Origin of the sequence: Streptomyces sp. H27-D2 (genome assembly GCF_035828615.1) — a bacterium.
Lineage (GTDB): Bacteria > Actinomycetota > Actinomycetes > Streptomycetales > Streptomycetaceae > Streptomyces.
In genome coordinates this window covers 69,440-82,360 of sequence record NZ_JAYMZR010000009.1, presented here as the reverse complement: position 1 = coordinate 82,360, position 12,921 = coordinate 69,440, and the positions used below count along the sequence as shown (strand labels likewise).

General features: G+C 72.0%; 9 protein-coding genes. 7 read left to right on the top strand and 2 right to left on the bottom strand.

Going from position 1 to position 12,921, the window contains the following annotated elements; all coding sequences use genetic code 11:
• Nucleotides 1-91: 91 nt before the first annotated feature.
• On the bottom strand, nt 92-343 hold the full coding sequence (locus QMK28_RS06055) for an antitoxin (RefSeq protein ID WP_326435944.1): 252 nt from the start codon (nt 341-343) through the stop codon (nt 92-94).
• A gap of 501 nt (nt 344-844) precedes the next feature.
• On the opposite strand from QMK28_RS06055, the gene miaA reads away from it, so the two are divergent.
• The 6 genes from miaA to hflX all read left to right on the top strand — a co-directional run bounded on the left by miaA (nt 845) and on the right by hflX (nt 9,597).
• Nucleotides 845-1,783: a tRNA (adenosine(37)-N6)-dimethylallyltransferase MiaA gene (gene miaA / locus QMK28_RS06050; RefSeq protein WP_326435977.1), complete on the top strand. Its 939-nt coding sequence runs from the start codon at nt 845-847 to the stop codon at nt 1,781-1,783.
• Between the two features lie 105 nt (nt 1,784-1,888).
• Nucleotides 1,889-2,401, top strand: a complete 513-nt coding sequence (locus QMK28_RS06045; protein ID WP_326435976.1) for a hypothetical protein — start codon at nt 1,889-1,891, stop codon at nt 2,399-2,401.
• 280 nt (nt 2,402-2,681) lie between these two features.
• Complete coding sequence (dapF, locus tag QMK28_RS06040; RefSeq protein ID WP_326435943.1) at nt 2,682-3,575, top strand: diaminopimelate epimerase; 894 nt, start codon at nt 2,682-2,684, stop codon at nt 3,573-3,575.
• Nucleotides 3,576-3,745: 170 nt separating this feature from the next.
• Nucleotides 3,746-6,019 carry a RelA/SpoT family protein gene (locus QMK28_RS06035; RefSeq protein WP_326435942.1) on the top strand — a complete coding sequence of 758 codons (2,274 nt, stop codon included), beginning with the start codon at nt 3,746-3,748 and terminating at the stop codon, nt 6,017-6,019.
• A gap of 188 nt (nt 6,020-6,207) precedes the next feature.
• Complete coding sequence (locus QMK28_RS06030) at nt 6,208-7,908, top strand: M1 family metallopeptidase (protein ID WP_326435941.1); 1,701 nt, start codon at nt 6,208-6,210, stop codon at nt 7,906-7,908.
• A 168-nt stretch (nt 7,909-8,076) separates the two neighbouring features.
• Complete coding sequence (gene hflX / locus QMK28_RS06025; protein ID WP_326435940.1) at nt 8,077-9,597, top strand: GTPase HflX; 1,521 nt, start codon at nt 8,077-8,079, stop codon at nt 9,595-9,597.
• Nucleotides 9,598-9,784: 187 nt separating this feature from the next.
• Here the strand turns inward: hflX and QMK28_RS06020 are convergent, their stop codons facing one another.
• Nucleotides 9,785-10,957: a trypsin-like serine peptidase gene (locus QMK28_RS06020; RefSeq protein ID WP_326435939.1), complete on the bottom strand. Its 1,173-nt coding sequence runs from the start codon at nt 10,955-10,957 to the stop codon at nt 9,785-9,787.
• A gap of 251 nt (nt 10,958-11,208) precedes the next feature.
• Here QMK28_RS06020 and QMK28_RS06015 point away from each other — a divergent pair, with 251 nt between their 5' ends.
• Nucleotides 11,209-12,663, top strand: a complete 1,455-nt coding sequence (locus tag QMK28_RS06015; protein WP_326435938.1) for a diaminobutyrate--2-oxoglutarate transaminase family protein — start codon at nt 11,209-11,211, stop codon at nt 12,661-12,663.
• The last annotated feature ends 258 nt before the right edge of the window (nt 12,664-12,921 follow it).

Sequence of the window (12,921 nt, the reverse complement as noted above, 5' to 3'; positions counted from 1 at the left end):
ACGCCGCCCCTGACAGCCGCTGCGCGGCAGAGCGCGGGAACGGCCGCGAAGCTCGGTGCTTCGCGGCCGTTTCCGGTTCTCCACGCGGTGCTCAGGCGCCGCCGCCGTGGGCCTTGCCCTCGTCGGCCTTGCCGGACTTGTCGGAGAGGCGGCCGAGCGCGTCCTTGGCCTTGCCAGTCCCGGACTTGATCGGGCCGCTGTACTTGCCCTTGGTGTTGGCGTCGACCGTCGAAGCGACCTTGTCCAGACCGTGTTCGATCTTGGCCCCGTGCTGCTGCGCGAGGTCGCCCGCCTTGTCCTTCAGCGGGCTGAACCCGGCCTTCAGATTGTCCAGCAGGCCCATGGGCCACCTCCTCGTCGGGAGACTACTTACGGGCGCCTTCACCGGCCTCACTGTCGGCTGCGGCCTCCGCGGACTGCTGCTTCGGGATCTCGACTCCCTCGCCCACAACCGCGGTCCCGCTCCCGGCCTCCGCCTTCGCACCGGACTCCGTCGTCTGCGCCGACTTCTCGGAGCTGACGGACTCTTCCGTGCCGGCCTCGGCCTCCGCCGATTCAGCCGTCAGAGTCGCAGTCGCCGCGGCCGTCGTTGACTCCTCGGATGAACTGCTAGCCTCTTTTGAACTCCGGCGAAACCTTGCAAACACGCCCATATCCGCTCCAAATCCTACTCGTGTGAGCGAAATCCCGCGCAGCCCGGAGCGTCCCATTGCGTCGCTCGGGCACACCGGCCCGTAAACCGGCCCGCGGCACCTCGCAACAGGCAACGAACCTGGATGCGGGTTGTCACGTCGCTCGTTCGAGTACGGGCCCCAAGGTTTGCGAGACTGATCCTGTGAAACCCCTGAACCCCCCCCTCCCCGGACCGCAGGTCATCGCCGTCGTCGGGCCCACCGCGGCAGGCAAGTCCGATCTGGGCGTCGCCCTCGCACAGGCCCTCGACGGCGAGGTCGTCAACGCCGACTCCATGCAGCTCTACCGAGGTATGGACATCGGCACCGCCAAGTTGACGATGGAGGAACGGAAGGGCGTGCCGCACCGCCTGCTCGACATCTGGGAAGTGGCGGAGGCGGCCAGCGTCGCCGAGTACCAGCGGCTGGCCCGCACCGAGATCGACCGGCTGCTGGCGAAAGGGCGGATCCCGGTGCTGGTGGGCGGCTCCGGGCTGTACGTCAAGGGCGCCATCGACGCGCTGGAGTTCCCCGGCACCGACCCGGAGGTCCGCGCCCGGCTGGAGGGCGAGCTGGCCGAGCACGGCTCGGGGCCACTGCACAGCCGGCTCGCGGCGGCCGATCCGGAGGCCGCCCGCGCCATCCTGCCCAGCAACGGCCGGCGCATCGTCCGCGCGCTGGAGGTCATCGAGATCACCGGCCGCCCCTTCACCGCCAACCTGCCCGGCCAGCGGGCCGTCTACGACACCCTGCAGATCGGCGTCGACGTCGCGCGGCCGGAACTCGACGAGCGGATCGCTTCGCGGGTGGACCGGATGTGGGCGGCCGGGCTCGTCGACGAGGTGCGGGAGTTGGAGGGCGCCGGGCTGCGCGAAGGGCGTACCGCCGCACGAGCCCTCGGCTATCAGCAGGTGCTCTCACTGCTGGCGGGCGAGAGCACCGACCGGGAGGCGCGCGCCGAGACCGTACGCGCCACCAAGCGCTTCGCGCGCCGCCAGGACTCATGGTTCCGCCGCGACTCGCGCGTGCACTGGCTCAACGGCGCGGCGGACGTCAGAGCGGAACTCCCGCACCAGGCACTGGCCTTGCTCGAACGAGCGGTCACAGCCTGATCACGTCATGGCATCGGGACGCTCAGGCCGTCATCGAGGTCCCGGCCGACGTGCCATCATCGACCATCGATCGCTGTGTTGTCGGAGCTGGGAGGGCGTGTGGCGATGGAAGCCGGCCCTCGTGACAAGCCGCCCCGGAACAGCCGCGGAACCCAGCCGCTGCCCGAACCCCGCTCCGAGCCGCTGCCCGACCCGCTCTCCGAGCCGCTCGCGACGGACGGCCCCGACGCGCTGAGCGCGCTCGACGGCGACACCGGCGCACCGGATTCCGCCGCCACCGCCGAGTCGTTCCGCGAGCTGCGCCCGCCGCGACGCCTGCGGCTGTGGCAGCTGGCGCCGATCGTGGTGCTCGCCGCACTCGGCTCGCTGATGTTCGCCTTCCCGCTCGCCTTCGAATTCGGCGACGGCGGCGCGGTCGTCGCGATGCTCGGTCTGCTGATCAGCAGCTGCGCCGCGGGCTGGGGCATGATGGCCGCCCGCCGGGTGGGCCACACCTGGCCCGGCCTGCGGCCGCGCGGCTCCGGCCGTCGCCCGGACTGGCGCGTCATCGCCGCGTACACGCTGGTGTGCGCGCTGGTCGCCGTCCTCGCCATCTGGCGCGTGGCGCGCCTGCGCTGAACCGCGGCGGACGGCGGCCTCCGGAGGCCGCAGATCGGGGAGCGCGGAGCGCCGAGTGCGCGCTGATCCCTGAGTACGCGCCCCACCTCGACCCCTCCCGCGCCCCGCGTGCGCCGCCGTCTCGCACCCCCGTGCAGTGCCCCCTGCCGCGCCCGCGTGCGTCACCCCGCCGCGCGCCCCCGCCCGCGCCGCCGCGCCCGCGTCGAGCGCCCCGCGCCGGATCGCGTCCCCGTCGCGACGCCGCCCGCAGCCGGCGCCCCGCGCCCCGTACGATCGAAGCGTGAGCACCGCACTGAGCCTCGCCTTCCTCAAGGGCCACGGCACCGAGAACGACTTCGTGATCGTCCCCGACCCGGACGGACGGCTCGACCTGCCCCCGGCCGCGGTCGCCCGGCTCTGCGACCGGCGTGCCGGCGTCGGCGGCGACGGTCTGCTGCGGGTCGTACGGTCCGCAGCGCACCCCGAGGCACTCGGCATGGCCGCCGAGGCCGAGTGGTTCATGGACTACCGCAACGGGGACGGCAGCATCGCCGAGATGTGCGGCAACGGCGTCCGCGTCTTCGTCCGCTACCTCCAGCGGGCCGGACTGGCCGAGGCCGGTGACCTCGCGGTCGCCACTCGCGCCGGGGTCCGGCGCGTCCACATCGCCAAAGCCGGCGCGGACGGCTCGGACGGTGAGATCACCGTCTCGATGGGCAACGCGGTCCTGCCCGAAGGACAGGTCACCGTGACGGTCGGGGACCGGCGGTGGCCCGCGCTCAACGTGAACATGGGCAACCCGCACGCCGTCGCGTTCGTCGACGACCTCGCCGACGCGGGCGAGCTGTCGGCCGCGCCCCCGGTCTCGCCGGCCGCCGCGTACCCGGACGGCGTCAATGTGGAGTTCGTCGTCGACCGGGGCCCCCGGCACGTCGCGATGCGCGTCCACGAGCGCGGCTCCGGCGAGACCCGCTCGTGCGGCACGGGCGCGTGCGCCGTGATGGTCGCAGCCGCGCGCCGGGACGGCGTCGACCCGGCCGTCACCGGCGGCCCGGTGGCGTACACCGTGGACCTGCCGGGCGGCAGCCTGGTGATCACCGAGAACCCGGACGGCTCCGTCGAGATGACCGGGCCCGCCGTGATCGTGGCGAGCGGTGAGATCGAGCCCGTCTGGTTGGACACGGCTCTCGGCTGAATTCGGCTGTATTTTCGCTCGAATGGGTGATCAGTTTCACGCTGGGCGATAGCTGGACAGCAGCGCGTGATGGGGTCGGTAGCATCAAGCACCGGCGCGGACGCCCGTTGGGGAGCCGGGGGATACCCCCGGCAGCACAGCCGCCGCCGGCCGATGAGCCGGAGGTGCCCATGAGCGCAGAGGTTACGAACCCAGGCGCTGTCGGCCGCAAGCGCGGCCGCCCCCGCATCGACCTGAGGGACCTGAGAAGGATCGGCCGGGCGGCCCTGCTCGGCCCAAGTCCGCGCGGCCGGTTGCCGGACGCGCTGGAACACGTCGCCAAGGCGCACCGCGGACACCATCCGGCCGCGGATCTCGACATCCTGAGCCGGGCCTACGTACTGGCCGAGTCCTCGCACCGCGGCCAGACGCGCAAGAGCGGCGAGCCGTACATCACCCACCCGCTCGCCGTCACGCTGATCCTGGCCGAACTCGGCGCGGAGACCACCGCGTTGACCGCATCGCTGCTGCACGACACGGTCGAGGACACCGATGTGACCCTCGATCAGGTGCGCGAGCAGTTCGGCGAGGAGGTCTGCTATCTCGTCGACGGCGTCACCAAGTTGGAGAAGGTGGACTACGGCGCGGCGGCCGAGCCGGAGACATTCCGCAAGATGCTGGTGGCCACCGGCGACGACGTACGGGTGATGTCCATCAAGCTGGCCGACCGGCTGCACAACATGCGCACCCTCGGCGTGATGCGGCCGGAGAAACAGGCCCGGATCGCCGTGGTCACCCGCGATGTGCTGATCCCGCTCGCGGAGCGGCTCGGGGTGCAGGCGCTCAAGAGCGAGCTGGAGGACCTGGTCTTCGCGATCCTGCACCCCGAGGAGTACAGCCGCACCCGCGAACTGGTCATGGAACACGCGGGCCGCCCCGACCCGCTCGCCGCGACCGCCCGGAGCATGCGGTCCGTCCTGCGCGAAGCCGAGATCGACGCTCAAGTGCTCATCCGGCCGCGGCACTTCGTATCCGTCCACCGGGTGCGCCTCAAGCGCGGCGAGCTGACCGGCTCCGACCTGGGCCGGCTGCTGGTGCTCGTCGCGGAGGACGCCGACTGCTACGCGGTCCTCGGGGAGCTGCACACCTGCTTCACGCCGGTGATCGCCGAGTTCAAGGACTTCATCGCCGCCCCCAAGTTCAACCTCTACCAGTCGCTGCACACCGCCGTCTCCGGGCCCGGCGGCGAGGTCTGCGAAGTCCTCATCCGCACCGGGCAGATGCACCGGGTGGCCGAGGCCGGGGTGATCGCGCTCGGCAATCCGTACGCGGCCGACGCGGCCGAGACGGGGATCGGGGCGGCGGGGACCGGCGCTGCGGGAGCGGGCGGCTCGGGCGGGTCCGAGGCATCGGACGGCGAGCGGGCCGACCCGACCCGGCCCGGCTGGCTCTCCCGGCTTCTCGACTGGCAGCGCATCACGCCCGACCCCGACACCTTCTGGACCTCGCTGCGCGACGACCTGGCCCAGAACCGGGAGGTCACCGTCTTCCGCGCCAACGGCGGCACACTGGGCCTGCCCGAGGGCGCGAGCTGCGTGGACGCGGCTTACGCGCAGCACGGCGAACTCGCGCACGCCTGCATCGGCGCCCGCGTCAACGGCCGTCTCGCGAGCCTCTCCACGGTGCTGCGCGACGGCGACACACTGCACCTGCTGATGGCGGGCGAAGGCACCTCGGGTCCTTCGCCGGAATGGCTCGACCATGCCCGCACCCCCTCCGCGCGGCTCGCCATCGCCCGCTGGCTGACCGCCCACCCGACGACGTCGGCCGGCGGGCCCACGCCGGACGACAGCGGCTGGGCGAGCAGCGGCGGCCCTGAGACGGGCCCGCCGCCGTCCGGGGCGGCCTCGGGGCCGGACTCCGGCGCGGGAGCCGGCGGGCCGCCGGCCCCGGCTCCCGGTACGGATCGCCGGGGGCCGTGCGCCATCGGGCCGGTGCCCGTCGCCGCCGGGCTCCCCGACGCCTCCGTACGCCTCGCGCGCTGCTGCACCCCGGTGCCGCCCGACGAGGTCACCGGCTTCGCGGTCAGGGGCGGCGTGGTGACCGTCCACCGGGCGCAGTGTGACGCGGTCGCCCGGATGATCGGATCGGGCCGTGAACCGGTCGTCGTCCGGTGGGGCGGCTCGGCGGGCGGCCCCAGTGGCGACTGCCGGGTGACCCTGCTCGCGGAGGCGTTCGGCCGCCCGCACCTGTTCGCGGACCTCACCGAGGCCATCGCGGCCGAGGGGGTGACCGTGGTGTCGGCCGCCGTGGAGCCGCCCCACGAGCAGCGGGTCCGGCACACCTACACGCTGCAGCTCCCCGACGCGTTGGGGCTGCCCGCCCTGATGCGGGCGATGCGCCGGGTGCCCGGCGTCTTCGACGTCACCCGGGCGGGGCGGCCGGTGAGCGCGGCGGGGGCGTAACGGCGGGGCGGGGGGCGTGAGAGGCGTGCCCGTGCGCGGGGGCGCGTCGGCGACGGTGGCGCGGGAGGCGTGCGCCTGGCGCATGGACTGGGGTGTATGGGCTGGGGAGTGCCCCGGCGACCGCTCGTTCGAGTGGATCACTGCCGAGTCGCCGCCGCAGGGGTGACGGGCGCTGATAGCGGTATGGCATGTCGCAAACTCCCGGCCACGAGACCTCCCACGAGACCTCCGCGGCCGACGCCGTGCGGCCCCCCAAGCCCCGGCAACCGCACTCCCGGCAACCGACACTCCAGCAACCGCAACTCCGCCGACCGAGGTCCCGGCGCCTGCCGTACGGCAGGGCCGCCCTGGTGGTGATCGCCACGACCGCCCTCGTCGCGGCCTCGACGCCGCCGCCCGGTCCGCTGGGACTGGGCGACCGGATCTTCCCGCACCTGGGGAATCCCGGCTATGACGTCCTCGCCTACCACCTCGATTTCGACTACCTGGGACGGAACACCGATCCGCTGGAAGCCGTCACCGAGATCGACGCCCGCGTCACCGAGCCCCTGGAGCACATCAACCTCGACTTCGCGCGCGGGACCGTCCACTCCGTGGAGGTCAACGGCCGACCGGCGCGGTTCGCCACGGCGCGGGAAGACCTGGTCGTCACCCCGGATATGCCGATCCTGCCCGGCATGGCGATGCGGGTGACCGTCCGGCACACCAGCGACCCCGCCGCGGCCGGGACCAAGGGCGAGACCACGAGCGGGGGAGCGGGCGGGGCCGGGGACACCGCGGACGGCGGCTGGCTGCGCACCAGCGACGGCCTGGCGATGGCCAACCAGGCGGACGCCGCACACCGCGTCTTCCCCTGCAACGACCACCCCTCCGACAAAGCGATCTTCACCTTCCGGGTCACCGCTCCCAAGGATCTGACGGTCGTCGCCAATGGCACGCGCACCGAGCGGACCCCGAGCGGGGCGGCCACCACCTGGGAGTACCGCAGCGCGCACCCGATGGCCACCGAACTCGCCCAGGTCTCCATCGGCCGCTCCGCCGTCCCCGTCCGCACCGGACCGAACGGACTGCCGATGCGCGACGTCGTCCGGACGCGGGACCGCGAGGACATGGAGAAGTGGCTCGCCAAGTCGCCGGACCAGATCGCCTGGATGGAAGGGAAGATCGGCCGCTACCCCTTCGAGACGTACGGCGTGCTCATCGCCGACGCCAGCACCGGCTTCGAGCTGGAGACGCAGACCCTCTCGCTCTTCGAGCACAGGCTGTTCACCGAGCCCGGCTTCCCCGAGTGGTACGTCGACTCGGTCATGGTCCACGAGCTGTCGCACCAGTGGTTCGGGGACAGCGTCAGCCCGCGCCGCTGGTCCGACGTGTGGCTCAACGAGGCCCACGCCACCTGGTACGAGGCGCTGTACGCCCAGGAGAAGTCGAAGATCTCGATGACCCGCCGGATGCGGGAGGCGTACGCCCGCTCCGACGGCTGGCGCGCCCAGGGAGGCCCGCCGGCCGCCCCGAAGCCGCCGAAGGACGGCCGCAAGATCGGCATCTTCCGCCCCGTCGTCTACGACGGCAGCGCACTGGTCCTCTACGCGCTGCGGGAGCGGATCGGCCAGCCGGCCTTCGACCGGCTGGAGCGCACCTGGGTGAGCCGGCACCGCGACGGCGTCGCCTCCACCGCCGATTTCACGGCGCTCGCCGCCGAGATCTCCGGCCAGGATCTTTCGGAATTCTTCGAGAAATGGCTCTACGGAGCGAAGACCCCGCCGATGCCGGGCCACGCCGACTGGCGTCCCGCCGCGCCGCAGAAGGCCGCTCCGCACACCCGCTCCAGGAGCGGACCGGAAGGCGGCGGAGTCGGGACGAAGGGCGCACCGGAAGATCGGCGATAGGCGGTGCCGCAGGTCAGGGGCCGAGGGGGACCGTCCGACGGAAAACTGTGTGACGCTCCCGGTGCGCCATGCGACCATCATTGGGTCGGTTCGACGAGCGCCCCGGGAATCCTTCCGGAGAGCCGGACGTTGAAGCCACCGAGAGCTACCTACGACATTAAGGATCAAATGACCTCCTCTTCTTCCATTCCGCAGGACCGGCAGAACCTCCCGGATGGCCTTCGGGCCGACGCCCTGATGGAAGAGGACGTCTCCTGGAGCAACGAGATCGACGGAGATCGGGACGGCGAGCGGGACGGCGACCAGCACGAACGTTCCGATCGCGCCGCGCTGCGCCGCGTCGGCAGTCTCTCCACCGAGCTCGAAGACGTCACCGAGGTCGAGTACCGGCAGCTGCGCCTGGAGCGCGTGGTGCTGGTCGGCGTCTGGACGTCAGGCACGGTCAAGGACGCGGAGAACTCTCTCGCGGAGCTGTCCGCGCTCGCCGAGACGGCGGGTGCGCAGGTTCTCGACGGTGTCATCCAGCGCCGCGACAAGCCCGACCCCGCGACGTACATCGGCTCGGGCAAGGCCCAGGAGCTGCGCGACATCGTTCTCGACACCGGGGCCGACACCGTCGTCTGCGACGGTGAGCTGAGCCCCGGCCAGCTGATCCATCTCGAAGACGTCGTGAAGGTCAAGGTGGTGGACCGCACCGCGCTGATCCTCGACATCTTCGCGCAGCACGCCAAGTCCCGAGAGGGCAAGGCGCAGGTCTCGCTGGCACAGATGCAGTACATGCTGCCCCGGCTGCGTGGCTGGGGCGCGTCGCTGTCCCGGCAGATGGGTGGTGGCGGATCGTCCGGTTCCGGTGGATCCGGCGGCGGTATGGCCACCCGCGGCCCCGGTGAGACCAAGATCGAGACCGACCGGCGACGGATTCGCGAGAAGATGGCGAAGATGCGCCGGGAGATCGAGGCCATGAAGATCGGCCGCGACCTCAAGCGACAGGAACGCCGTCGCAACAAGGTGCCGTCGGTCGCCATCGCCGGCTACACCAACGCGGGGAAGTCCTCGCTGCTCAACCGGCTGACCGGCGCGGGTGTGCTGGTGGAGAACTCACTGTTCGCCACCCTCGACCCGACCGTGCGACGGTCGGAGACGCCCAGCGGGCGGCTCTACACCCTCGCCGACACCGTCGGTTTTGTACGGCACCTGCCGCACCACCTGGTCGAGGCGTTCCGCTCCACCATGGAAGAGGTCGGTGACTCCGACCTGATCGTGCACGTGGTGGACGGTGCGCACCCGGTGCCGGAAGAGCAGCTGGCGGCCGTGCGTGAGGTCATCCGCGAGGTCGGCGCGCTGGACGTGCCCGAGATCGTGGTGATCAACAAGGCTGACGTGGCCGACCCCGAGGTCCTTCAGCGACTGCTGCGCGTCGAGCCGCACGCCATCGCGGTATCGGCCAGGACCGGTGCGGGCATCGACGAACTGCTCGCGCTGATCGACGAGGAGCTGCCCCGGCCGCAGGTCGAGATCGAGGCGCTGGTTCCGTACACACAGGGCGCGCTCATCTCGCGCGCGCACGCCGACGGCGACGTGATCTCCGAGGAGCACCTCGCGGAGGGCACACTGCTCAAGGCCCGGGTGCACGCGGAACTGGCGGCCGAACTACTGCCGTTCGTTCCGGTCGCGGTCGTACAGCCGTAACGGAGGCCGTCACCGTAGCGGTTGGCGGTGCTCGTGCGGCGGTGACGACCGTGCCGCGCGTGCCACCGGTGCACTGACCGGCTCAATGCGAAGGCCCGCCCCCGATTACTGGGGGCGGGCCTTCGCATGTGCGGAACCCCGACTGTCGTCGGCCGGGGTTCCGCTACTTCTACCTGTGCTACGTCGTCTACTTCTTCGTGAACTTGTCGCTGACCGAGTTGTAGACGGTCTTGGCCTCGTCACCCAGCCGCGGGCCGGCCAGCCAGGTGGCGGTCACCGGGCCGATGGAGGTGTTGGACACCAGCGCGGGCTTGCCGTCCGCCCCGTTGGCGAACCAACCGCCGCCGGAGGAGCCGGCCGTCATCGTGCAGCCGATGCGGTACATCGTGGGCTGAGCGGCGTCCAGCGAGAGCCGGCCCGGCTTGTCGACGCAGTCGTACATCCGCTCACCGTCGAACGGCGGCGCGGCCGGGTAGCCCCAGGCGCCCATGCTCTTGATCTCCTGAGCCTTCGGAGCGTTGAACTCGACCGGCAGCGCCGCGCCGACGGTCTCCTCCAGGGACTTGCCGGTCGCCTTCTCCGGCTTCACGTGCAGCACCGAGAAGTCGTACGGCGCGCCGGAGCCGCCGGTGGCCGCGCCGGTGCGGATCCACTGCGGGGAGGTCTGGGCCCAGTCCGCCCACCAGACGCCGTAGGGCGTCATCTCCTGCTGGCCGGCGCCCTTGGCCTGCGCCGCGGTCTTGCCGTTGTCGTTGTAGGACGGGACGAAGGCGATGTTGCGGTACCAGCCGCCCTTCTTGCCCGCGTGCACGCAGTGGCCCGCTGTCCACACCATGTTGGACTTGCCGGGGTGGGCCGGGTCCTTCACCACGGTGGCCGAGCAGACCATCGGGCCCTCGGGGCTGTCGAAGAAGACCTTGCCGACCGGAGCGGCGTTGGAGTGGTACGGCGTCTTGACCGCCTGGGCGCGGACCGGAGGCGGCTCCCGGTCGGTGACTCCCTGGTCGCCGGAGATGTCCTGCTCGACGGTCTTGTCAGGAGTATCCGCCTCCTGCATCCGCTTGGGCTTCCAGAGGTCGTCGATGATCGGGTTGACGAACTCCCGTGCCTCGCGCAGCCACTTGTCGTGGTCCCAGTTCTTCCACTCCCCGTGCTTCCACTTGTCCGGGTCGAGGCCCAGCTCCTTCAAGCGGGAGTCGAGGTCCTTGGGGAGGGCCACGTCGTCCGTGCCCTGCTGGTCCGCCGAGGCGCTGGGCTTGTCGTCCGCGTTGTCGTCGGTCGGGCCGCAGGCACTGGCGGCCAGCGCCAGCACGGCGGCGAGAGCGGCCGCGACGAGCGCTGGCCGACGGTTGGATGGCATTGGGTGGACTCCCCCTGAAGGTGTTCGGGTTCCGTTCTGAACTTGTCATGCACCGCCCCGGCGAGGGGGCGGGCCCCACTATGCCGGGTGCCGTTGGAGACGGCTGCGGCAGGGGCTGTGGTTCCGCGCCGTCAAGGATCTTGTCCCGGACCGTGATCCGCCGCCCGCCGCATCGTTGGTACGTACGGGGGACGGCTCGTCAGCGTTCAGCCCGGTGCAACTCGCTCAGTTCAGTGGGAGGACTCTCGACCGTGGCCGTGACCCAGCCGGCGGCGCTGCCCGCAGCTCATGAGGGCATTCTGCGGCGGCAGTCGCTGCGCGAATCGGCTGCCCGTACCTATGCCCGCTCGCTGCCCATCGTGCCGGTGCGGGCGCGCGGGCTGACGATCGAAGGCGCCGACGGGCGGCGCTATCTGGACTGCCTATCCGGGGCGGGCTCGCTGGCCCTCGGCCACAATCACCCGGTCGTGCTGGAGGCGATCCGCTCAGTCCTTGACTCGGGGGCCCCTTTGCACGTCCTGGACCTGGCCACTCCGGTCAAGGACGCCTTCACCACCGAACTCTTCGCCACCCTGCCGCGGGCGTTCGCGGACCGGGCGCGGGTCCAGTTCTGCGGCCCGGCGGGCACCGACGCCGTCGAGGCCGCCCTCAAGCTCGTACGGACCGCGACCGGGCGCGACGGTCTGCTCGCCTTCACCGGCGCGTACCACGGGATGACTTCGGGGGCGCTCGCCGCGTCCGGCGGTGCTCCGGAGGTACGCGTCGCCCGGCTGCCGTACCCGTACGGCTACCGCTGTCCGTTCGGAGTCGGCGGGGAACGGGGCGCGGAGCTGTCGGCCCGATGGACGGAGAGCCTGCTCGACGATCCCAGGAGCGGAGTCGGCGCACCGGCCGGGATGATCCTCGAACCGGTGCAGGGCGAGGGAGGGGTGATTCCCGCCCCCGACAGCTGGCTGCGCCGGATGCGCGCGGTCACGGCCGCGCGGGGCATCCCGCTCATCGCCGACGAGGTGCAGACCGGCGTCGGACGGACCGGTGCCTTCTGGGCGGTCGAGCACAGCGGCATCGTGCCCGACGTGATGGTGCTGTCCAAAGCGATCGGCGGCAGCCTGCCCTTGGCCGTCGTCGTCTACCGGGAGGAGCTGGACGCCTGGCGACCGGGCGCGCACGCGGGAACCTTCCGCGGCAACCAGCTCGCGATGGCAGCCGGGGCCGCCACTCTGGCGTACGTCCGGGAGAACCGGCTCGCCGAACGGGCCGCCGCTCTCGGCGAGTCGATGCTGCGGCGGCTGAGACGGCTCGCAGGCGAACACCGCTGCATCGGCGATGTGCGCGGCAGGGGGCTCATGATCGGCGTCGAACTCGTCGACCCACAGTCCCCGGGGGGCGGAGCCGGCACCGGGGCCGGGGCCCCGGTCGGTGAAGGCGCGGCCGGCGGGGCCTGGGCGGACGACGGCCCGCGTCCGGCACAGGCCGCTCCGGCCCTCGCCGAAGCCGTGCAGCAGGAGTGCCTGCGGCGCGGCCTGATCGTCGAACTGGGCGGTCGGCACGCGAGCGTGGTCCGGCTCCTGCCGCCGCTCACCATCACCGACGAACAGGCCGAAGCGATCCTGGACCGACTGGCCGACGCGATCGACGCCGCGGCACGGCGATCCCCCGCCCCCTCCGGGTCGCTGCCAGGACCGCCGTCGGGGGCCCGCCGATGACAGCGCGGACCGATCGGCCGGTACGCCGTCCGCGCCCGGCGCGGTCCGCCGATCGCTCCGCGCACCGATCCGCCCCCGGGTCCGCTGATCGTTCAGCTGACCTCTTCGTTCACCACCGCGTGGGCTTCGTTCACCACCGCCGGGGTCTCGTTCACCACCGCGTGGGCCACCGCGCGCACCGCACCGCCCGCCGCTTGTCGCCGACACCCGCACACGGTCATCCGTCGAAGGAGGGAGGCGCCGTCTCCTCGGCCTGAC